The sequence below is a fragment of the Streptomyces antnestii genome (genome assembly GCF_004005495.1).
Lineage (GTDB): Bacteria > Actinomycetota > Actinomycetes > Streptomycetales > Streptomycetaceae > Streptomyces > Streptomyces antnestii.
On the sequence record NZ_RZYA01000003.1, the window covers coordinates 484,160 to 504,456 of the forward strand.

The following is a 20,297-nucleotide window of genomic DNA, read 5'->3' on the forward strand; positions in this document are numbered from 1 at the left end:
GTCACCAGCGACGCACGATTCAACGAGCGTTTCCGGCAACGGAAACTCTGCGGTCAGAGGATTTGCCGAACCCACTCGAAGGAAGGCCCGTGGAGTTCTCATATGAGATTTAGGAAGAGGTGAATTGTCGGCGCAGGCCCTCGAACAGGGGCGGGCCGGACACGAAAAGCCCGTCGCGCCGGCGGAGGGCCGGCGCGACGGGTGGGCGGGGGCGCCCGCTTCGCCGCGGGCGCTCCCCCGTCAGGAGGGCAGGGCCGGCGTCTGGGGCAGCGCCGGGGTCTGCGGAACTGCGGCGCTGGACGGGAGGGGGAGGCCGGTCGACGGGAGGGTGGGCAGCTTGGGCAGACCGGGCAGGGTCGGCGCGGGCAGGCCGCCGCCGAGCAGGGTGGCGGCGAGCAGGTTGACCAGGCCGGTCACGACGCCCGTGGCCGCCGTGGCCACGCCCGCCACGTCACCCGCCGTGGACGCCTTGAGCAGGGCGTCGACCGCGGTCTGAAGCGCGGTCAGCGCGTCGCCCTTGACGTCCGTCGGGGCGGCCTTGGAGTCGTCGGGGGTGGCCGTCTTGGGGGTCGTGGGGGTGGCCGGGACCGAGGGGGTGGCGGGGGCCGCGGCCTTGGCGGCGTCGATGGCCGCCTTGATCGCGTCGGCGTGCTTCTGTGCGGCGTCGGCGGAGAGCTTTCCGTCGTCGGCCTTGAGGACTGCGGTGAGCAGGTCCGTGACGGGGGTGACGACGGAGCTCATGCCGCCGAGCGCGGAGACCTGGCCCAGCAGCGCATCCGCTCCGGGAACCGGTGCGCGCAGGGCCTCGGTGCTGCTGACGCGTCCCGGGTCGCTGTCGGTGGCGAACGCGGGGGCGGTGGTGCCGAGGAGGATCGTCGCGCAGAGAGCGGTGGTAGCTATGCGCCGTACGGGCTGAGAAGGCATGTGTGTGCTCTTTCGGTGGTGTGTGTCCGAACTTGTGACCACCGTCGGATGGTTGAACGCACCGCGCAACCGAGCGGCGACACGCCGTGCGCGACCACCCTCGCCACTCGGCGTGTCGTGCCAGGTCATGTGCCCTTTCGGGGCGCGGGCGTTCGGCCTCGCGTCGTTCCCCGTACGGCGCAACGAACGCAAGAACGGCCGCCCCCGGAGGAGCGGCCGCGGAAGGTCCCGGGGGACCGGACTACTTGTTCACGCAGTGGTTGCCGAACGTCGGGTTCAGCAGACCGATGACGGTGACCGTGTTGCCGCAGACGTTCACGGGAACGTGGACCGGAACCTGGACGACGTTGCCCGAGATGATGCCAGGGCTGCCGGCGGCGCCACCCTTCGCGCCGCTGTCGGCGGCGGCGACACCGGCGGTGCCGGCCAGGGCGGCGGCGGCAACGGTGGAAAAGACAATGGCCTTCGCGGTACGCGACATGGGGAAGTGCTCCTGGGTCGGTTGGTACGTCTCCGGGGCAGGTGCCCGGCTCGTGGATCAACGCGCGTTCCCCGTGCGGGGTTGCGCCCCCGATCGGGTGACGGGGCGGCGCGGACTTAACCGATTTCACCATTCCGACACACGCAGGTCGGGTTTCACAGACAAATGCCCATCCGTCGGTACAGTGACTCACCTCCCAGGTCGGCGGAGCGGACCGTACAAGTGACTCCATTGAAATGTGACTTTCGCATTTTCATTCTGTGATTCAGAACCTCTTTGTCCCTGAAAGGGAATCGGTCATGCGTCATCCTCTGGGCTCACTCCTGCGTCGTCCGGCGGTGGGCGCTGTTTCTCTCGCCGCGCTGTTCGCGACCTGTGGAGCCGCAGCGGCGCCGCCGTCCCCTGAGGCGGAGAGCATCGCCTTCACCCAGCGGTACCGGGTGCTGCAGCACGGTGGCGTGGTCCGGGCCGCCAACTCGGCGCTCACCTGCCGGGCCGGCGGATCGGCGAAGACCTCGTGCCCGGCGGCCCGTTCGGGCGGGGCGGCGGCCAACGGTGACTTCGACATGACGTACACGGACGTCGACCGGGACCCGCGCACGGACAACTCCAGCAGCGCGGAGGTCCGCCTGCCGGCCGGGGCGAAGGTCACGTACGCCCGGCTCTACTGGGGCGGGAACCTGCGTGCGGGGGAGCGGAAGCCCGCCGGGGACAGCAGACGGGTGCTCTTCCAGGAGCCCGGCGGGAGCCACCGGGAAGTCCTCGCCGACTCCCTCGTAGGGCACCGCGTCGCGGGCGGCGCCGACGCCTACCAGGCGTCCGCCGACGTCACCCGCCTCGTCCGCGCCTCCGGCGGCGGTTCGTACACCGTCGCGCAGATCGACGTGGCCAAGGGGCGTTCGGCGGCCGGGGCCTGCGGCGGCTGGACGCTCGTCGCCGCGTACGAGAAGCGGGCGGAGCCGCTGCGGCGCATCGCGCTGTGGGACGGGTTCGAGTCCTTCTCGGAGGGGCACCGCGGCCACACCGTCCGGCTCGGCGGGATGCCCGTCGCCGCCGGGGCGACCGGACGCGTCGGCATGGTCGCCTACAACGGCGACCGCGGTGTCACGGGTGACTCCCTGAGCGTCTCCTCGGGACGCCGGGCCCGGCCCGTGGCCCTGCGGAACACGGCCAACCCGGCCGACGACGTGCTCAATTCGAGCATCAGTGAACCGGGACGCGCGCAGCCGCGAAGGGTCCCCGCGTACGCCAACACCCTCGGCTACGACTCGGACGTCTTCACGCTCGGGCGGGGCACCAGGCAGCGGGGGCCGGGACTCGACCTCCGCATGATCTCGCGGCGGGACACGGCCTGGATCGGCGTGCTCTTCGCGGCAGTCGACGCCGGGCCCTAGCGCGTTTCCCGCCACCATGACCAAGGGAAACGCGCATGCACCTGACAGCGACACCCCCTGGACCGCGAGTCCTCCACGTCACCCAGCCCGTCGACGGCGGAGTGGCCCGCGTCGTCCGTGACCTGACCCGGGCCCAGCTCGGCGCCGGCATGCGGATCAGCGTGGCCTGCCCGCCCGACGGACCGCTGGCCGGGTCGCTGCGCAGCATCGGCTGCGACGTCCTGCCCTGGCAGGCGACCCGCTCGCCCGGGCCCGGCATCGCGCGCGAAGTACGCGGGCTCGCCCGGCTGGTGGACCAGGTGAAGCCGACCGTCGTCCACGCGCACAGCGCGAAGGCCGGACTCGCCGCCCGCCTTGCGGTGCGCGGCCGGGTCCCCACCGTGTTCCAGCCGCACGCGTGGTCCTTCGAGGCCGTCGACGGTCCCACCGCCCGGCTCGCCCTGGAGTGGGAGCGCCGTGGCGCGCGCTGGGCCTCCCGCGTCGTCTGCGTCAGCGAGGCGGAACGGGCGACGGGGGAGCGCGCCGGGATCACCGCCCGCTGGGACGTCATCCCCAACGGGGTGGACCTCACCCGCTTCGCCCCCGCCACCGAACCGCGCACGGCCACCACCGACCCGCTCGTGGTCTGCGTCGGACGCATCTGCCGTCAGAAGGGCCAGGACGTCCTGGTGCGCGCCTGGCCCCTCGTGCAGGAGCGCTTCCCGAGGGCGCGGCTCGTGCTCGTCGGGGACGGGCCCGACGCGGCGGCGCTGCGCCGGCAGGCCACCGCCGCCGTGCGGTTCGTGGGTGCGGACGACCCCGTCCCCTGGTACCGGCAGGCCGACCTCGTGGTGCTGCCGTCCCGCTGGGAGGGCATGGCGCTGTCGCCCCTGGAGGCGATGGCCTGCGGGCGGCCCGCCGTCGTCACCGACGTGGACGGCGCCCGCGAGAGCATGCCCGCCGACCTCGCGCCCCACTGCCTCGTACCCCCGGACGACCCCGCCGCGCTCGCCCGTGCCCTGACCGGTCTGCTGCGCGACCCCCACCGGCTCGGAGCACTCGGTGAGCTGGCATTGCGGCACGCGCGCACCCACCACGACGTGCGGCGCACCGCCGACGCGGTCGCAGACGTGTACCGCGAACTACTGGGCGCGGAGCCCATCGAGCGCAGGGAGCCCATCAACACGTGAGTGCGGAACGTACCGTTGCCTCCCCCGCGGGGCAGCCTCGCGCGACTGCCCCGAGCACCCTCCTCGCCTCGGTCGTCCCGCCACGTGCCGAGGCGGCCTGCCGGCCGGCCCCGGTGGGCGGACGCCCGGCCGCGCGGCACCCGTCCCCCACGTCGCTCCTCGCGGCGGACGGCACGGCGGCGGTGCTCGGCACTCTGGGGATCGCGCCGGTCGAGGGCCACCCCCTGCTCGTGATCGCGCTGGTCGCCGCGCTCATGGTGGCGAACGCGCGCGCGGGGCTCTACCGCGGTGACGCGCCGCGCCTGCTGTTCGACGACCTGCCCGCGATCGCCGGGCGCATCGTGGCGGTCTGGTGCGTGACGGCGGCCGGGCTCGCCGCGTTCCCCGGGTTCGGCCCGCTGCCGGCCGCCGCGCTCGCCGCCGGGACCGCCCTGCACTGCCTCCTCGCGGGCGCCGGCCGCGGCCTCGTCTACTGGCGGCGCCGGGAGGCCGCGGCGCGCCGCCCCTGCCCGACCCTCCTCGTCGGCCCCGAGACCGTCGCCCGGCAGGTCGCCGCCGCCCTCCTGCGCCACCCGCGCTCGGGTGTCCGCCCGGTCGGGATCCTGGCGGACAAGGAGCACGAACGGCCGCCCGATCACGACGGGCCCGAGCTGCCCGTCCTCTCCACGGCCGACGACCTGCGCCGCGCGGTCATCCAGAACGGGGTGCGGCGGGCGCTCCTCCTCGAAGGCGCGACGGGCACCGCCTCCCCCGAGCGGGCCGCCTGCCTGTCGGTCCTCGCCGAACACGACTGCTCCGTATGGGAGTTCGACCCGCACCAGACGCCGAACGCGGCAGCCCCCTATCTGGCAGCCCCCTATCCGGCCGCCCCGCACCAGGCCCGTCACCTCGCCGGATTCCGGTACCGGCCGTGGCCGCCCGCGCGGCGGCGCGGCAGTGCCGGCAAGCGCGCCCTCGACCTCGTCGTCTCCGGCGCCCTGCTCGTCCTGACCAGCCCCGTCCTGCTGGTGTGCGCCGTGTGGCTGCGCGTCACCGAGGGGCCCGGCGTCGTGTTCCGGCAGGAGCGCGTCGGGAAGGGCGGGAAGCCGTTCACGCTGCTGAAGTTCCGCACGCACCGCCCGAGCGACGCGATGGAGTCCGCCACGCGGTGGAGCGTCGCGGACGAGCGGCGGATGCCGTGGTTCTGCCGGTTCCTGCGCCGCACATCGCTGGACGAGCTGCTCCAGCTGTGGAACGTGTTCCGCGGCGACATGAGCCTCGTCGGCCCGCGCCCCGAACGCCCGTACTTCGTCATGCAGTTCAGCCAGACCTATCCCGGATACGCCGAGCGCCACCGCATGCCGACCGGCATCACCGGCCTCGCCCAGATCCACGGCCTGCGCGGCGACACCTCCATCGAGGACCGCTGCCGCTTCGACAACGCGTACATCGACAGCTGGTCGCTGTGGCAGGACGTCAGCATCCTGGTCCGCACGGCGGCCGCGCTCGTACGTTCCACGGGGAGTTGACCCGCGTGACCGCCTCTTCCGCGGACGCCGGTCCGCGTACGGCTCCGGGACCCGCCGGTGTGCGGCCCGCCCCCGCGGCCGCGCTCGTCGCCGCCGCCGGCCGGTACGCGCCCGTGCTCCCGGTCGTCCTGATGGTCGCCGTGCTCGGGCTGCCCCTGGCGCCCGGCACCGCGGGCTCCGGGGGAGCCGGCCTGTCCGACGCCGTCTCCGCCCTCGTCGTCGCCGTGTGCGTGGCCGTCACGCTGCGGCGCGCCGAGCGCCCCCTGACCCGTACCGCCGCCCTCGTCCTCGGGCTGCCCGTCGTCGGGATCGCCCTCGCCGCGGCCGGCGCGGACTCGCCGTCGACGGCGGCCGTCGGCATGGTCCGGTACTGCCAGATCTTCGTCCTCGTCCCCGTGTCCGTCCTGGTCCTGGTCCGTGACCGCCGCGACTTCCGGTTTCTGGCCTGGTCGTTCGTGGGGCTCGCCCTGTGGCAGGGCGTCATCGGCGTCCAGCAGTACCTCACCGGGACCGGCGCCTCGTACATGGGCGAGGACATCCGCGCCGTCGGCACCTTCGGGCCCACGGACGTGATGGGGATGGCGACGGTGGTGTCGTACGGGCTCGTGGCCGCCGTCGGCCTGGCCCTCGGCGCCCGCACCGCGGCCCGGCGCACCCCCGCCCTGCTGTGCGCGCTCGCGCTGCTCCTGCCGCTGGCCCTGTCCTTCAGCCGCGGCGCGTGGATCGCGACCGTCGTCGCCTGCGGCGCGCAGGTGCTGCTCGCCGGGCTGCGGCGCGCCGTCCGCCTGTTCGCCGTGGCCGCCGCGACCGCCGTGGTCCTGGTGGGCGGCCTCGGCGTCGGTACGGCGCTGCTCCAGGAGCGGATGACCAGCATCACGCAGGTCACCGACGCCCCCGACCAGTCCGTCACGGACCGGTACACGATGTGGGCCGCGGCCGTCGGCATGTGGAGCGAGCACCCGGTGACGGGCGTCGGCCTCAAGGGGTTCCCCGCGTACCGCGACAGCCACGCCTCGCTCGCGCTGTCCTCCGGCAGTGACACCGGGGGCGCGGGCGCCGCGTTCGCGCGGCAGCCACTGCTGTCCCCGCACAACATGTACCTGCTCATCCTCAGCGAGCAGGGCCTGATCGGCCTCCTTGGCCTCGCGGGCAGCTGGCTCGCGCTGCTACTGCTCGCCCTGCGCCGCCTCGGGCGCGGCGCGGGCGAGCGGTCTGTTGGGGGCGAGCGGTCTGGTGCGGGCGGCCCGCCCGGTGCTGGTGGGCCGTCCGGGGCGGGCGAGCGGTCCGGTGGGGTCGGGCGAGCCGGTGCCGGCGAGCGGTCTCGCGCGGGCGGGCGATCCGGCGCGGGCGGGCGATCCGGTGCGCGACACGGTTCCGGCGTGTGCGAGCGGTCTGGTGCGGGCGGGCGGCCCGGTGCTGGTGGGCGGTCCAGTGCAGGCGGGCGGTCCGGTGCGGAGTGCGGGCTCGTCGCGTGCGGGCTGCTCGGCTGGCAGCTCGTGGACTTCGTGTACGCCGACATCGGCGGTCCCTCGACCGTGCTGACCGGCCTCGTCATCGGGCTCGCCGCCTGGTGGGGCCTGGCGCCGCAGGCGCCCCCGAAGGAGGCGGCGGCGCCGTGACCACTCCCACCGCGGACAGCGACACCCGCCCGGCCGCCGGCGGTCTGCCCGTCCAGGCCGCCGCGGCGCGGCGCCCGCCGAAGTCCGCCACGGGTCCGAGCGGCCGCCTCGCGAGGGCGGCGATGCTCACGGCGGTCCTGTCGGCCGCCGGTTCGGTCCTCGGCCTCGCCCGCGACCAGTCCCTCGCCCACCTGTTCGGCGCCGGTACGGAGACGGACGCCTTCCTGGTCGCCTGGACGGTCCCGGAGTTCGCGTCCACGCTCCTCATCGAGGACGGCCTCGCGTTCGTCCTCGTGCCCGCGTTCAGCGCGGCCATCGCCCGCCGCGCGCGCTCCGGCGGCCGGGATCCCGTACGGGCCCTCGTCTCGTCGTCGCTGCCCCGCTTCGGCCTCGCGTTCCTGGTGGCGGCGGTGCTGTTCATCGCCGGTGCGCCCGCGCTCGTCCACGTCCTGGCGCCGGGCCTGCCCGACCAGCGGCTCGCCGCCGACTGCACCCGGCTGACCGCGACCTGCGTCCTGACGTTCGGCCTGACCGGCTACTGCAGCGCGGCGCTGCGGGCCCACGGCTGCTACGTGCCGCCCGCCGCGATCTACGTCGCCTACAACACCGGCGTCATCGCCACGATGCTCGCGGGCGGGACGCGCTGGGGTGTGCGGTCCGCGGCGATGGGGGTGGCCGTCGGCGGCTGTCTGATGGTGGCGGTCCAGCTGCCCGCGTTCCACCGGAGGCTGAGCGGTGGGAAGGCGGACACGGTCCGCGCGCCCGGCAAGGCGCCGGACGAGGCGGCGCTCAACGGCCGGGCCGTGCACCTCGGGCTCATCGCCGCCGTCCTGACGTTCGCCCTGTGCAGGCAGTCGCAGGTGTTCATCGAGCGCTTCCTCGCCTCCCCGCTCGCCGCCGGCTCCATCTCGCACCTGAACTACGCCCAGAAGGTCGCCCAGCTGCCGATGGTGCTGTCGCTGATGCTGTGCACCGTCACGTTCCCGGTGGTGGCGCAGGCCGTGGCGCGCGGTGACCTCGCGGCGGCCCGCGCCCGCGTGGAGCGCGACCTCGGCCTCGCCGCCTGCGTCGTCCTCGCCGGCGCCGCCGCGGTCTTCGCCTGCGCCCCGCAGATCGTCCATGTGCTGTTCCAGCGCGGCGCGTTCACCGCCGCCGACACCGCCGCCACGGCCTCCGTCATGCGCGTGTACGCCCTCGGCCTCCTCGGCCACTCCATGGTGGGCGCCCTGGTCCGCTCCTACTTCTCGGCGGGCCGCCCCACCTGGTACCCGGTGGGCGCGATGGCCGTGGGCACGGCCGCCACCGCGGGCGCGGGTGCGTGGGCCGTCGGCCCCTGGGGCGTACGGGGCATCGCCGGCGCCAACGCCTTCGGGATCACGCTCACCGCCGTACTCCTGCTCGCCGCGATGAACCGGCGCGGGGTCCCCGTCGACGTCACCAAGGTCGTGGCCGGACTGGTCAAACCGCTGCTCGCCGCCGTGGGCGCGACCGTGGCGGGCCTGCTGGCCGCGGCCTCCTGCACCTCGCCGCTCGCGGCGGGCACGGCCGGATGTCTCGCCGTCCTCGCCGTGTTCTGCGTGCTGCTGTGGGCGCTGCGGGCCGACTGCCTGGCGTCCCTCGTTCCCGTTGTCCGCCCCGCGAACAGAAAGCCCCGGCATGCCCGTTGACACACGACGCAGCGCGCCGCGAGCCGCCGCGACCACCATGCAGTGGCTCCCCGACCGCACCCGGCGACTGCTCCCGGACCCGCCGCTGTGGGTGGCGATGTACCACTCCGTGGACGACTGCCGCGACGACCCGTACCGCGTCACCGTCTCCCCCGAACGCCTCCAGGAACAGCTCCGACGGCTGCGCCGGCGCGGGCTGCGCGGGGTGAGCATGACGGAGCTCCTCAAGGCCCGCGCCCAGGGCACCGACCGCGGCCTCGTCGGGCTCACCTTCGACGACGGCTACGGCGACTTCGTCGACAACGCCCTGCCGCTCCTGCGCCACTACGACTGCGGCGCCACCCTGTTCGTCCTGCCCGGCCGCCTCGACGGCGTCAACGCATGGGACCCGCTCGGCCCGCGCAAGCCGCTCCTGTCGGAACGCGGCATCAGGACGGCGGCGGCCGCGGGCATCGAGATCGGCTCCCACGGCCTCACCCACGTCGACCTCACCCGCGCCGACGCCCCCGTCCTGCGCGCGGAGACCGAGGACAGCCGAAGGCGCCTCGAAGAGCTGACCGGCGGCGAGGTCACCGGCTTCTGCTACCCCTACGGCACCGTCGACCGCCGCGTCATGGACGCCGTCCGCCGGGCCGGGTACCGCTACGCCTGCGCCATCTCGCCGGGCAACCTCACCGGCGACCTCGCGCTGCCCCGCGTCCACATCGGCCAGGAGGACGCGCCCTGGCGCCTGGAACTGAAGCTGCGCCTGCACCGCCTGCGCCGCCGCTCGCGCACCGCGCCGGAGGCCCGTACATGACGGCCATGAGGACGCTGCACGTCATCACCGGCCTGGGGACGGGCGGCGCCGAGCAGCAGCTGCGGCTCCTGCTCCGCCATCTGCCCGTCCACAGCGACGTGGTGACCCTGACCAACCCGGGCGCCGTCGCGCGCGGCCTGACCGCCGACGGGGTCCGCGTCACCCACCTCGGCATGACCGGCAACCGCGACCTCGGAGCCCTGCCCCGGCTCACCCGCCTGGTGCGCGAGGGGCGCTACGACGTCGTGCACACCCACCTGTACCGCGCCTGCGTCTACGGCCGGTTCGCCGCGCGCCTCGCCGGTGTCCGCGCCGTCGTCGCCACCGAGCACTCGCTGGGGGAGAGCCAGATGGAGGGGCGCCCGCTGTCCGCCGGTGTCCGCGCCCTCTATCTGGCGGGCGAGCGGATGGGACGCGCCACCCTGGCGGTCTCCCCGTCGGTGGCCGAGCGCCTCGCCCGGTGGGGCGTGCCCCGGCACCGCGTCCACGTCGTCCCCAACGGCATCGACGTGGACCGCTTCGCCCACGACCCGGAGCGCCGCGCCGCGACCCGCCACGTGCTGGGCCTGCACCGGGACGACTTCGTCATCGGGGGAGTCGGCCGCCTGGTGCCCGGCAAGCGGTTCGACGTCGTCGTCCGAGCCCTGGCCCAACTGCCGGACTACGTAAGGCTGTTGCTCGTCGGTGGCGGGCCCGAGGAGGAGCGGCTGCGCGGGCTCGCCCGGGAACTCGGCGTCACGCGCCGGGTCGTGTTCGCCGGGGAACGCCCCTACGCCTCGCCGTCGGGCCGCGCCGGAGACCCGGATCTGCCGGCCCTCATGAGCGCGATGGACCTGCTCGCCTCCCCGTCCGCCGACGAGGCGTTCGGCCTCGCCGTCGTGGAGGCACTCGCCGCCGGCCTCCCCGTTCTCTACGTCACCTGCCCCGCCGTCGACGACCTGCCGCCGCACCTGGAGACGGCGGCCGTCCGCGTCCCCGGCGACCCGGAGTCGTTCGCACGGGAGGCACTGCGGATCGTGGCGGCCCGCCCGTCCGGCCGTGCCCCGTCACCGGCCGCACGGCACTACAGCATCGCCCGCTCCGCCGAACAGCACCTGCGGCTGTACGAGGCTGCGATGGACGGCGCGCGTTCGACTGCCCGAGACCCCGACTGTCCGATCCGACTGTCCGAGACCCCGAGAGTTCGAGAGTGAGTGAATGATGACCGTGAAGCGCCTCCCGCTGTGGTCGCTGATCCTGGCCGGCGTCCTCCTGGGCGGCCTCGCCGGCGGCCTGTACGGCGTACTGAAGCCACCGCAGTACTCCGCCACCAGCTATGTGATCGCGGTGCCCGACGAGAAGTCCGACCCGCAGACCGCGCTCGGCTTCGCCCAGGCGTACGGCCGCGTCGCCACCCAGATCGCGGTGCTCGGCGACGCCCAGGTGTGGGCGGGCGTCCCCGTGAAGGTCCTCCAGGACAGTGTGACGGCGCAGACCTCGCCGGACGCGCCGATGATCGCCGTCTCGGCCACGTCCGCACGTCCGGGCGAAGCCGCCGACATGGCCAACGCCGTGGCGAGGGCACTCACCGTCGACGCCGGCCACACGCAGGACAGCACCCAGGTGAAACTCCTGCAGTTCTCGCGCGCCGTGAAGCCCACCGGGCCGTCGTCGCTGTCCCCCGTGGTCACCGCCCTCGTGGGCGCCAGCGCGGGCGGCCTCCTCGGCGGGCTCGTGATCCTGGTGCGGCCCCGGCGGGAGCGTACGGGCACGACCGCGACCGTCCCCGGGCCCGCTGTCGCCGCGGACCTGCACGGGAGCGTCTGATGCGGGCGGGGGGAGGCGGCCTGTCGGTCGAGGTGTGCACCGACGGCGGGCGCTTCGGCGCCCTGGGCGCGGACTGGGACGCGCTGTACCGCAGGTCGCGGACGGCCACCCCGTTCCAGAGCCACGCCTGGCTGCACTCGTGGTGGCTCTCGTACGGGACGCGGGGCGGCCTGCGCGTGGTCCTGGTCCGCGACGGCGGGCGGCTCGTCGCCGCGGCCCCGCTGATGCGGCGGTGGCGGCCCGTACCCGCCCTGGTGCCGCTGGGCGGCGGCATCTCCGACTTCTGCGACGTCCTCGTGGACGACGGCACCGGCGAGCCCGGCGACCTGTCGCGCCGGGCGGCCCGCGCCCTCCAGGACGCACTGTGGCGGCTCGCCCTCACCCACGTCATCGACTTCCGCGAGGTGCGCCCGGGAGGCGCCGTCGAGCGGCTGTACGACCGGTGGCCGGGACCGAGGCGCCGCCTCGACGACTCGCTCTGCCTGGAACTGCCGCCCGTACCGATGGACGACATCGTGAGCCGGCTGCCGCGCGCCCGCGCCCAGCGCGCCCGCGCCAAGATGCGCAAGCTGGACGCCCTCGGGATCGAGCGCCGCGTCGTCCCGCGGGACGAGGTCGACGACTCGGTACGCCGCCTCGTGGAGCTGCACCGACTCCAGTGGGAGGGCCGCAAGGTGACGGCGGAACACCTCCGCCCCCGCTTCTCCGAACATCTCACCCGCTCCGTCGCGCTCATGGCGAGATCGGGCGACGCGGTCGTGACGGAGTTCCGGATCGACGAGACGGTCCTCGCCGCCGACCTGACCTTCCTGTCCCCGCGCCTCGCCGGCGGATACCTGTACGGCGCCCACCCCGGCCTGCGCGAACGCAAGGCCGACGTGGCCACGATGCTGCTCCGCTCGTGCAGCGAGCACGTCCAGGACCGCGCGTCCGGCTCCCTGAGTCTGCTGCGCGGCGACGAGCCGTACAAGCACCACTGGCGCCCGGACAGCGTCGTCAACCAGCGCTTCGTCCTGGCCCGGACGGCCACGGCGCCGGGGATCGCCCTCGCGGTCGGCGACGTGACCGCCCGGCACCTCGCCAAGAAGGCGCTGCTCGCGTGGAAGGCCCGGGGCGGCGGCACGTCGTGACGACCGTGCCGCCACAGGGCCCGGCGGCTCAGGAGCGCCGCGACCACCAGTCGAAGCGCAGGCACAGCTTCCCGCCGAGCCAGTACTCCACCCAGTCGCCGAGGTCGAGGGGCGCGCAGTTGGGCGGCGGGGTGACCGGCGGGGTCACGGGCGTCGTCGGCTCGGTCGGCTCGGTGGGCTCGGTGGGCGTAGGAACCGGCGGCACCGAGGGCTCCAGGCGCCCGGAGAGCATCGACCGGTACACCTGCGAGGCCTTGGGGTTGTCGTCGCACTGCCACACACCGTGCGGGCAGTAGTCGGTGATCGTGTTGTAGAGCGGCTTGTGCTCGTCGATCCAGTCGAGCATGCGCCGCACGTACTCCGGGTTGTCGCCGTTGCGGAACAGGCCCCACTCCGGATACGAGATGGCCTTGTCGTGCGCCTTGGCGAAGTCGACCTGCTGCTGGAGCCCGTACGGCTCGGAGACCTGCCGGGCGAACGACTCGCCCTCGGGCTGGTCGTAGGAGTCCATGCCGATGACGTCGACGACTTCGTCGCCCGGATAACACTTGGTCCAGGGGACGGCGTCCAGGCCCCGGCTGGGCGTGAAGTCGAAGCGGAACTTCTGCCCGGGCACCGACCGCATCACGGTCACGATCCGCTTCCAGTACGCCTTCCAGGCCTCCGGGTCGGGCGCGCACCGGTGCGTGTACGTCGTCCCGTTCATCTCCCAGCCCGGCACGATCACGGTGTCCGGGATCTTCAGGTCGACCAGGCGCCGGGCGAGGGCTCGGAAGTGCTCGTCGAAGTCGCCGGCGGCGCCCTGCCGCAGCAGCGAGCCGACCTCCGCGTCGTCGACGTGCTCCTCGTTGTGGTCCAGCATCGGGACGTTGAGCACGAAGAGCCGGTCGTCGCGCTCGCGCCGCCACTTGGCCCAGGCGTCCAGGAATCCGGGTGCGCCCTCGATGTTGCTCCACCGGTCGCCCGGCAGGTATGTGTGCCCGACGCGCAGCTCGGAACCGCCGAGCCACTTGCTGAGCCGAGCCATCCGCTGCACCCCGCTCGGCCCGTAGTCCAGATAGGCGCCGAACGCGGGGAACGCGGAGCCGCCGGGCTGGGGGTCGGTCTGGGGATCGGCCGGAGGGTCGGCTTGAGGGTCGGTCTGAGGGCTCGTCATCCCGCCGGTGGGGGTGGGCGTCGGGGTGAGTGCGGGCGTGGGCGTGGTGGGCGTCGGGCGCGGAGTGAACGCCGGCGTGGGCACGGCGGGTGTGGCCGGCGGCTGCGCCACCCCGGGTGCGGGCGACGCGGATTCCGCCGGTGGCGTGTCACCGGGTGAGGCGGCCCCGGCCGTCCCGGCGCCGACGGAACCGGAAGCGATCACCGCTGACGCGAGGATCCCGGCTGTCATCAGAGGGATGCGCCGGCTCAGGGTCCTTCGGCGTTGTGGGGACATGCCTACTCCTCCGTGCCGCACTTCTTTCATTGCTGACACTCAGTCACATGAATGCGTAACGCGCCAACGGGGGACCGCCCCGTGGACGGCCTTCACCGCTCGTTCGGGCTAGCGCCAGGAGCGCCGCCGGGCGGCGGCGGCCGAATGCTCAACGGTCGGACAGGTGACCGGGGTCGCCGCCGCTGCGTACGCTTCGGCGGCGTCCTTTGGAGTGACGGTGCGGGCGAACGGGTGAATCGGCTCCGCGCCCGGGGTCGTGCGGTGGTGGACTGGCCCGGTTGTGAGACGGGCCATGCTGCCTTCCCCGCCAGCCGTCGGCGATATCGCCGTGGGTGGGCAGCAACTGGTTGAACGGCCCTCTCCGCCGGCCGGGAAGAGCAGGACGGTGATTCTCTTCCCGGCCGGCGCACGGCGACGGCGACAGCCTTTCCGTAGGATCCCTCCGCCGATCAGCGGCCCCGCACTCGCCGCCGCCGCGTCCGGCAGGTGGCAGGTTCTGGCCCGTCCCGTCCAGGCCAACTGCGCATGCCGCCCCATGACATGAAAGCCCGCCGGGCCCGACCACTTGGCTGGGCTCCTCCGGGACCGCGCCGGCTGCCGCCACGGGTACGGGAGTTCGGTACGAGATGTCGGGCGACCGAAATGGAAAGCGGCAGGCGTGGGTTCGTCGCCGCGGACCCGCGGGCAGACCGCGTGCTTCGGGGCTTACCGCGCCCGCCCTCCCAAGCTCCGTACCTTCCTCCACGGCGCCGCGCTACGGCGCGAGGGACCACCGGCGACCACTTGTCCGAATCTGCCGTGTTCGGTGGCGTTGATCTGTTGAATGAGGCTTATGGGTGACGGTCCGGAACCAAACTGTCTGCGGGCAGTTGATCAGCGTGCTTCGGCAACGAAGCATTCAAGGACCCCTCGGCCCAAGAAGGACGATCTCGTGATCAAGAAGGTTCTCATCACCGCGGCAGCAGCTGCCTCCGTCGTCGGCATGTCCACGACCGGGGCCATGGCTTCCGGCGACGACGGCAACAGCGCCAACCTCACGGGCAACCTGTCGAAGCAGGAAATCGGCAGCAGCCACTCCACTGCCCCGAGCTTCAGCCTCATCAACGGTGGCGTCGCCAACTGCATCGACGTCCAGAAGGTGGCCGCTGCTGTTCCGGTCGGCGTCATCGCGGTGCCGGTCGGCGTCAACGACCTGCTGAACCCGATGGCGAACCAGACCTGCACCCAGAACTCGGTGCAGCAGAAGGGCGACGACCCGCTGTCGCACATCCTGGACGACATCCTCGCGGACAACGGCAACGCCGGCTGATCAAGCCCCGCGCCGAGCGGCCCCGTCCCCTCGCAGTTCCACTGCGAGGGGACGGGGCCGCCGGCATGTCCGCACCCTGTCCGCGCACCGGTCACGCGTGGCGTACGGCGAGGGGCCAGGGCTTGTGGTCAGGGGCAGGCGAGCGTGTTCCCGCGCACCGTCTTCTCGACTCCGATGCGCGGAGGGTCGGAGGGTTTGACGGTGGAGTTCCGCGGGCTGAGCTCGCGGTCGTCGTTGAGCGTGGCGAACGTCTTCTTCGCCGCCGCCTTGTCCCACTTCAGCGTCGAGCCGACGCCTGCGATGTCCGGGTTGAACCCGGCGATGGGCACGGTGGTGAACTCGGTCCGCCGGGTGGACAGCCGGCTCAGATCGGTGGCGAAGGAGATGAGGTCCCGCGGCGTGAACCCCTGGTCGACCTTGGTGGCGCCGAGCACTGTCCGCGCCAGCTTGTCGGCCTTGACCGGGTCGGCGAGGAACCCGCCGACGGTGAGTCTGTGCAGGGCCCCGAGCAGGAACCGGTGCTGGCGCTGGATCCGTCCCAGGTCGGCGCTTGCGTCCACATGGCGCGAGCGGACGTACTGCAAGGCCTTACCGCCCCCGAGGCGGTGCCGGCCGGGCCGGAGGTCGAGCTTGGTGGCCGAGTCGGAGAGTCGCCGGGAGGTGCAGACCTCCACTCCGCCGACGGCGTTGACGCTGTCGATGAAGCGCCGGAAGTCGATCTGCAGGTAGTGGTCGATCCTGACGTTCGTCATGGATTCCACCGTGCGGATCGTGAGTGGGGCACCGCCTTGCGCGTACGCCCCGTTGATCTTCGAGGGGTGGGCCGGGTACTGCTGCCCCGTGCCCGGGTCCCGGTCCGCGGGGAGCTCCGCGTACGAGTCCCTGGGGAGGCTGACGACGCTGACGTGGTCCCGCTTCTGCGAGACGTGGATCAGCATCAGGGAGTCCGTGCAGTTGCAGGCGACCCCACCGGCGTGGAACTCGTTCTTCTCGTGGCGGGTGATCGTGTCCCGGCTGTCCGTCCCCATGAGGAGGATGTTGGTGCCGCGGCCCTGGGCGGGCCGGCTCCCGACGCCGGTGAAGGCGTCGACCCGCTGGATCTTGTAGGGCAGCGCCGAAACAGAGTTTCCCGCCACGGAAGCGGCGGTCGCGAGAAGAACACCCAGGGTTGCCGTACCGAGGCGGACGCTTGTCCGACGGCTGGTTCGTGAAGGACTCTTCGTCACCGGATTCGCTCCACAGCGAGGGGATAGATCTGACGGAACCGTATGCCAGTCGAATAAATCGGGCGGTGTCCGTCCCGCGTGCCGCGCGGACGCAACTCTTTCGTCCTAAGGGGAGCGATTCGGCTGGAAAACTGGTCTCCCGGTACGACGTGGCGTGTGCCCAGGTCTCGACCCGCTGGGGGCGCCACACGATCCGAAGCGCCCGTATTTTCCCGCTCCACCCGAGCCGGATACGCCGCACACGGCGGCCAGAGAGCCAACCTGGCCCGATCCGCTCACGCCGCGAGCCCGGTGGTCCACCGATGACATTCCCGTGGCCGGGCCGAACTCGCTTGTCACCAACTGCTCTTGGTCACGCCGGGAAGCTCACCCGCGTGCGCCATCTCCCGTACGCGGATGCGGGACAGGCCGAAGGTGCGCAGGTAGCCGCGGGGGCGTCCGTCCACGGAGTCGCGGTTGCGCACGCGGGTGGCGCTGGCGTCGCGGGGCTGCCCGCTCAATTCCCGCTGGGCGGCAGCGCGTTCGTCCTCGGATGTCCGGGGGGACGAGATGATCGCCTTCAGCACGGCGCGCCGAGCCGCATAACGGGCCACGACAAGGCGTCGTCGTTCGTTCTTCGCGATCTTGCTCTTCTTCGCCATCAGATCTTCCCTCCCCGGGCGCGGATACGGGCCACCGCAGCCTCGACGCCGATCACGTCGACCGTCTTGATGCCCTTCGCGGACAGCCTGAGCCGGACGTGGCGCCCTTCGCTCGGCAGCCAGTAGCGCTTGCTCTGGATGTTCGGATCGAAGCGGCGCTTGCTGCGTCGGTGCGAGTGGGAGATGTGGTGCCCGAAGCCCGGCTGTCGGCGGGTGAGTTGGCAGTGGGCGGACATGGTTGTTCCTCCTCGGGTGGCGACGACGGCAGCACCGTAGCAGTTATATGAAAACGAAAACCAATCTCATGTAGAGTCGGTTCCATGGCCCGTAACGAACTCCGTCCGATCATCAAGCTGAGGTCCACCGCCGGCACCGGCTACACCTACGTGACCCGCAAGAACCGCCGTAACGACCCCGACCGGCTGACGCTGCGCAAGTACGACCCCGTCGTCGGCCGGCACGTCGACTTCCGTGAGGAGCGCTGAGAGCCGTGAAGCCCGGAATCCACCCCGCGTACCGCCCGGTCGTCTTCCGTGACCGGGTCGCCGACTTCGCCTTCCTGACCCGGTCGACGGCCACGAGCGACAAGACCGTCGAGTGGGAGGACGGCAACACCTACCCGGTCATCGACGTCGAGATCTCCTCGGCGAGCCACCCCTTCTACACCGGCACCCAACGGGTCCTGGACACGGCGGGGCGGGTAGAACGCTTCGAGCGGCGTTACGGACGGGGACGGAGCGAGCCGTGAGCGCGGACCGGACGCGGCTGCCGGTCGCGATCGTCGCAGGCTTGCACGCCGACGCCCGCCGGGCCGCCGTCGAGGAGATCCTGCGTACGGTCCCCGGCTCGGTCGCGCTGCACCACGACCTGACGTCGGCCGTCGACAGCACGGTGCGCCGGACGGTACGCGACGCCGTCGGTCCGCTGAGCAGCGGCGACGCGCCCTTGGTGAACGACTGTGCGTGCTGCGCACTGCGCGAGGACCTCGTCCCCGAACTGCTGAGGCTCGCGCAGGAGGGCAGGTACCGGCTGGCCGTCGTGGAGCTGTGGGACTCCGTCGAGCCCCAGGCCATGGCCGCGGTCATCGCCGCCGCGGGAGCACCGCTGGCGCTGACCGGGGTCGCCACCGCCATCGACCCGGCACTCGTCCTGCCCTGCCTGTCCAACGGTGACGACCTGGCCGACGTCGGCCTCGCCGCCGCCCCGACCGACCAGCGCACGGTCGCCGACACCTTCGCCCGGCAGCTGGAATACCCCACGGTGATCGCCCTCGCCGAGGCCGACGCGTACGGGGAGGGCGGCGAGGCCGCCGATGACACCGACCACGCGCTGCTCGCCCAGCTCACGCCGGGCGCACGCAAGGTACGCGTGGACGGCGGCACCCTGGGAGCTGCTCTGCTGAGAGGCTTCGACATGGCAGCGGCTCATGCCCGTGTGCATCCCGCGTGCGCGCTGCTGCCGCAGGCGTGCGACGAGCATGGCGCGAGTACCTTCGCCTGGCGGCGCGAACGCCCCTTCCACCCGCAGCGCCTGTACACGGCGCTGGAGGACCTGACCTGCGCCGCCGCCCGCAGCCGTGGTCGGTTCTGGCTGGCGGACCGTCCCGACACCCTGCTGTCGTGGGACGCCGCGGGCGGCGCGCTCTGCGTGGAGTCGGCCGGCCCCTGGCTGGCCGCCCTGCCCGACGCGGCCTGGGAGATGGTGCCCGCCGAACGCCGGATCGCCGCCTCCGTGGACTGGCACCCCGAACACGGCGACCGCTGCCAGTACCTCACCTTCACCTCGCCCGGCCTCGACAGCGACGGCCTGGCGGAGCTGCTCGACTCGTGCCTGCTCACCGACGACGAGTACGCGGCGGGCACGGACGGCTGGAAGCAACTCCCGCACGCCTTCGACGACTTGCTTGACCCGGTGACCTGAAAACCGGACAAGGCGACCTGAAAGAAAGGACCGGCCCCACCATGTCCCGACGTACGAGCACCGCACGGCAGCCCGCCACGCGTCAGCGAATGAACCCGCTGGACGCCGCCGGCATCACTTACATCGACTACAAGGACACCGACCTGCTGCGGAGGTTCATCTCCGACCGCGGGAAGATCCGCAGCCGTCGGGTGACCCACGTGACGCGTCAGCAGCAGCGGCAGCTGGCGCAGGCCATCAAGAACGCACGCGAGATGGCTCTGCTGCCCTACAGCTCCCGCTGAGGTCTGTGCCCGGACGACGGTGGCCATCAAGGAAATGATGGTCCTGGACACCTTCCGGCGCCGAGGCATCGCCCGAGCCTTCCACGCCCCCTCCTCGCACGCCGCGAAGAGGCACCGGCATCACTGATGGTGTCCTTGACCAACCATCAGGACGGCCGCGTCCAGACCCTGTACGAGAAGTGGGGCTACGAGGTGATCGCGATCGGTCTCGCGTGGGGTGGAAGGCGCTTCGGGAGCAAGCCGGCTCTCGACCGGCTCCCCGCGTCTGCCTGTGAGTCAGACGGCGGCAGGGGCACCGAGCATCGCGGAAGCCTGCTGGAACGGGCTGAGGACACGCGTGGGCGCCTCGACGGGGAGAGCGCCGCGGCAGGTGAAGCCGAGTCGGCTCATGGCCCGGAGGACTTCGCCGGCGCTGAAGTCGCGGCGGTCCTGGCGCGTGATGACCTGCCCGACCTGCTTGATCGGATAGGTGCGGCGGCCGATGATCACGGACTCGCCGGTGACCTGTTCGGGCTTGACGCCCTTCATGGACTCCAGGACGCCGCTCTTGGTGAGGTCGAACGGGAAGCGGGCGATGACACAGCGCATGAAGCCTCACAGGGAGAAGAGGGGAGACGGTGCTGCCGCGATCAGGCTGCAGTGCGTGCGGGGCTCAGGCGGCCGTGTTCACCGCTGTGGTGAAGGGGCTGTAGCTGTCGAGGATGTCGCGCAGTTGGAACCGGTCCGTGTACGTGGGGCTGTCACGGATGGCGGTGAGCTGGGCCTTCGTGACCAGTCCGGTGCACAGACTGTCGTTGTCGCAGACGAGAAGGTGCTCGGTGCAGGCGCTGGCCATGACGGCCAGGGCCACCTCGACGGTCATGTCGTTGCAGACCTGCGGACCTGCCGTGTCCGCGGCGGCGGCCAGTGGTCTTGGGGGAGGGGAGGAGCTCACCGAGTGGAGTTGCATCTGAACCAGCGTCAAGACATGCCTCCTGCAGAGGTGGAG

21 protein-coding genes and 1 pseudogene are annotated in these 20,297 nt (G+C 72.7%); 14 read left to right on the forward strand and 8 right to left on the reverse strand.

All coding sequences use genetic code 11. The annotated features are described in order from the left end of the window. Positions 1-240 precede the first annotated feature (240 nt). Both EOT10_RS10165 and EOT10_RS10170 read right to left on the reverse strand, forming a co-directional pair. Entirely contained in the window at positions 241-924 is a 684-nt protein-coding gene (locus EOT10_RS10165; protein WP_127827769.1) for a hypothetical protein, read from the reverse strand. Positions 925-1,165: 241 nt separating this feature from the next. Beyond that, a complete protein-coding gene (locus tag EOT10_RS10170) occupies positions 1,166-1,405 on the reverse strand; it encodes a chaplin (RefSeq protein ID WP_127827770.1) in 240 nt (79 codons plus the stop codon). 299 nt (positions 1,406-1,704) lie between these two features. Here EOT10_RS10170 and EOT10_RS10175 point away from each other — a divergent pair, with 299 nt between their 5' ends. The 9 genes from EOT10_RS10175 to EOT10_RS10215 all read left to right on the forward strand — a co-directional run bounded on the left by EOT10_RS10175 (position 1,705) and on the right by EOT10_RS10215 (position 12,497). Further along, a complete protein-coding gene (locus tag EOT10_RS10175) occupies positions 1,705-2,799 on the forward strand; it encodes a DUF3344 domain-containing protein (protein WP_127827771.1) in 1,095 nt (364 codons plus the stop codon). Between the two features lie 35 nt (positions 2,800-2,834). Further along, a complete protein-coding gene (locus tag EOT10_RS10180; RefSeq protein ID WP_127827772.1) occupies positions 2,835-3,968 on the forward strand; it encodes a glycosyltransferase family 4 protein in 1,134 nt (377 codons plus the stop codon). Next, entirely contained in the window at positions 3,965-5,476 is a 1,512-nt protein-coding gene (locus EOT10_RS10185; protein ID WP_127827773.1) for a sugar transferase, read from the forward strand. Before EOT10_RS10180 ends, EOT10_RS10185 begins: the two co-directional genes overlap by 4 nt. A gap of 131 nt (positions 5,477-5,607) precedes the next feature. Beyond that, entirely contained in the window at positions 5,608-7,095 is a 1,488-nt protein-coding gene (locus EOT10_RS10190; RefSeq protein WP_127827837.1) for an O-antigen ligase family protein, read from the forward strand. Then, positions 7,092-8,762: a murein biosynthesis integral membrane protein MurJ gene (gene murJ, locus EOT10_RS10195; protein WP_223280903.1), complete on the forward strand. Its 1,671-nt coding sequence runs from the start codon at positions 7,092-7,094 to the stop codon at positions 8,760-8,762. Before EOT10_RS10190 ends, murJ begins: the two co-directional genes overlap by 4 nt. Positions 8,763-8,799: 37 nt before the next feature. Next, positions 8,800-9,561, forward strand: a complete 762-nt coding sequence (locus EOT10_RS10200) for a polysaccharide deacetylase family protein (protein WP_223280913.1) — start codon at positions 8,800-8,802, stop codon at positions 9,559-9,561. Positions 9,562-9,566: 5 nt separating this feature from the next. After that, the gene (locus EOT10_RS10205; protein ID WP_127827836.1) at positions 9,567-10,754 is read left to right on the forward strand and encodes a glycosyltransferase; all 1,188 of its coding nucleotides are present in this window, start codon (positions 9,567-9,569) and stop codon (positions 10,752-10,754) included. Between the two features lie 4 nt (positions 10,755-10,758). Next, positions 10,759-11,367: a YveK family protein gene (locus tag EOT10_RS10210; protein ID WP_127827774.1), complete on the forward strand. Its 609-nt coding sequence runs from the start codon at positions 10,759-10,761 to the stop codon at positions 11,365-11,367. After that, positions 11,367-12,497, forward strand: a complete 1,131-nt coding sequence (locus tag EOT10_RS10215) for a GNAT family N-acetyltransferase (RefSeq protein ID WP_127827775.1) — start codon at positions 11,367-11,369, stop codon at positions 12,495-12,497. Before EOT10_RS10210 ends, EOT10_RS10215 begins: the two co-directional genes overlap by 1 nt. Positions 12,498-12,525: 28 nt before the next feature. Here the strand turns inward: EOT10_RS10215 and EOT10_RS10220 are convergent, their stop codons facing one another. Then, complete coding sequence (locus EOT10_RS10220) at positions 12,526-13,929, reverse strand: glycoside hydrolase family 26 protein (protein WP_189491383.1); 1,404 nt, start codon at positions 13,927-13,929, stop codon at positions 12,526-12,528. Between the two features lie 931 nt (positions 13,930-14,860). Here EOT10_RS10220 and EOT10_RS10225 point away from each other — a divergent pair. Next, the gene (locus EOT10_RS10225) at positions 14,861-15,238 is read left to right on the forward strand and encodes a rodlin (protein WP_127827776.1); all 378 of its coding nucleotides are present in this window, start codon (positions 14,861-14,863) and stop codon (positions 15,236-15,238) included. Positions 15,239-15,366: 128 nt separating this feature from the next. Here the strand turns inward: EOT10_RS10225 and EOT10_RS10230 are convergent, their stop codons facing one another. From EOT10_RS10230 to rpmB, 3 genes are all read right to left on the reverse strand, one after another. Continuing rightward, a complete protein-coding gene (locus tag EOT10_RS10230) occupies positions 15,367-16,374 on the reverse strand; it encodes an LCP family protein (RefSeq protein ID WP_223280904.1) in 1,008 nt (335 codons plus the stop codon). Between the two features lie 425 nt (positions 16,375-16,799). Continuing rightward, positions 16,800-17,105, reverse strand: a complete 306-nt coding sequence (gene rpsN, locus EOT10_RS10235; protein ID WP_127827777.1) for a 30S ribosomal protein S14 — start codon at positions 17,103-17,105, stop codon at positions 16,800-16,802. Further along, positions 17,105-17,341 carry a 50S ribosomal protein L28 gene (gene rpmB / locus EOT10_RS10240; RefSeq protein WP_127827778.1) on the reverse strand — a complete coding sequence of 79 codons (237 nt, stop codon included), beginning with the start codon at positions 17,339-17,341 and terminating at the stop codon, positions 17,105-17,107. The genes rpsN and rpmB overlap by 1 nt, the downstream gene beginning before the upstream one ends. A gap of 84 nt (positions 17,342-17,425) precedes the next feature. Between rpmB and rpmG the strand changes: the two genes are divergently transcribed. The 4 genes from rpmG to rpsR are packed head-to-tail and all read left to right on the forward strand — an operon-like array spanning position 17,426 to position 19,309. Continuing rightward, on the forward strand, positions 17,426-17,590 hold the full coding sequence (gene rpmG / locus EOT10_RS10245; RefSeq protein WP_026252351.1) for a 50S ribosomal protein L33: 165 nt from the start codon (positions 17,426-17,428) through the stop codon (positions 17,588-17,590). Positions 17,591-17,595: 5 nt separating this feature from the next. After that, positions 17,596-17,853 carry a type B 50S ribosomal protein L31 gene (locus EOT10_RS10250; protein ID WP_127827779.1) on the forward strand — a complete coding sequence of 86 codons (258 nt, stop codon included), beginning with the start codon at positions 17,596-17,598 and terminating at the stop codon, positions 17,851-17,853. Then, on the forward strand, positions 17,850-19,025 hold the full coding sequence (locus tag EOT10_RS10255; protein WP_127827780.1) for a CobW family GTP-binding protein: 1,176 nt from the start codon (positions 17,850-17,852) through the stop codon (positions 19,023-19,025). The genes EOT10_RS10250 and EOT10_RS10255 overlap by 4 nt, the downstream gene beginning before the upstream one ends. Before the next feature lie 41 nt (positions 19,026-19,066). Next, complete coding sequence (rpsR, locus tag EOT10_RS10260; RefSeq protein ID WP_127827781.1) at positions 19,067-19,309, forward strand: 30S ribosomal protein S18; 243 nt, start codon at positions 19,067-19,069, stop codon at positions 19,307-19,309. Between the two features lie 276 nt (positions 19,310-19,585). Here the strand turns inward: rpsR and EOT10_RS10265 are convergent, their stop codons facing one another. Together EOT10_RS10265 and EOT10_RS41245 are read right to left on the reverse strand one after the other, a co-directional pair. Continuing rightward, positions 19,586-19,897 (reverse strand): SCO5918 family protein, encoded by a 312-nt coding sequence (locus EOT10_RS10265; RefSeq protein ID WP_127827782.1) that lies wholly within the window; start codon positions 19,895-19,897, stop codon positions 19,586-19,588. A 67-nt stretch (positions 19,898-19,964) separates the two neighbouring features. Next, positions 19,965-20,273 (reverse strand): annotated as a pseudogene (locus EOT10_RS41245) (CBS domain-containing protein); the annotation flags it as partial. Positions 20,274-20,297: the final 24 nt, after the last annotated feature.

Coding starts and splice junctions, on each gene's coding strand:
- EOT10_RS10165 (WP_127827769.1), bottom strand. CDS start 924: ATGCCTTCTCAGCCCGTACGGCGCATAGCTACCACCGCTCTCTGCGCG.
- EOT10_RS10170 (WP_127827770.1), bottom strand. CDS start 1,405: ATGTCGCGTACCGCGAAGGCCATTGTCTTTTCCACCGTTGCCGCCGCC.
- EOT10_RS10175 (WP_127827771.1), top strand. CDS start 1,705: ATGCGTCATCCTCTGGGCTCACTCCTGCGTCGTCCGGCGGTGGGCGCT.
- EOT10_RS10180 (WP_127827772.1), top strand. CDS start 2,835: ATGCACCTGACAGCGACACCCCCTGGACCGCGAGTCCTCCACGTCACC.
- EOT10_RS10190 (WP_127827837.1), top strand. CDS start 5,608: ATGGTCGCCGTGCTCGGGCTGCCCCTGGCGCCCGGCACCGCGGGCTCC.
- EOT10_RS10200 (WP_223280913.1), top strand. CDS start 8,800: ATGCAGTGGCTCCCCGACCGCACCCGGCGACTGCTCCCGGACCCGCCG.
- EOT10_RS10205 (WP_127827836.1), top strand. CDS start 9,567: ATGAGGACGCTGCACGTCATCACCGGCCTGGGGACGGGCGGCGCCGAG.
- EOT10_RS10210 (WP_127827774.1), top strand. CDS start 10,759: ATGATGACCGTGAAGCGCCTCCCGCTGTGGTCGCTGATCCTGGCCGGC.
- EOT10_RS10215 (WP_127827775.1), top strand. CDS start 11,367: ATGCGGGCGGGGGGAGGCGGCCTGTCGGTCGAGGTGTGCACCGACGGC.
- EOT10_RS10220 (WP_189491383.1), bottom strand. CDS start 13,929: ATGTCCCCACAACGCCGAAGGACCCTGAGCCGGCGCATCCCTCTGATG.
- rpsN (WP_127827777.1), bottom strand. CDS start 17,105: ATGGCGAAGAAGAGCAAGATCGCGAAGAACGAACGACGACGCCTTGTC.
- rpmB (WP_127827778.1), bottom strand. CDS start 17,341: ATGTCCGCCCACTGCCAACTCACCCGCCGACAGCCGGGCTTCGGGCAC.
- rpmG (WP_026252351.1), top strand. CDS start 17,426: ATGGCCCGTAACGAACTCCGTCCGATCATCAAGCTGAGGTCCACCGCC.
- rpsR (WP_127827781.1), top strand. CDS start 19,067: ATGTCCCGACGTACGAGCACCGCACGGCAGCCCGCCACGCGTCAGCGA.
- EOT10_RS10265 (WP_127827782.1), bottom strand. CDS start 19,897: ATGCGCTGTGTCATCGCCCGCTTCCCGTTCGACCTCACCAAGAGCGGC.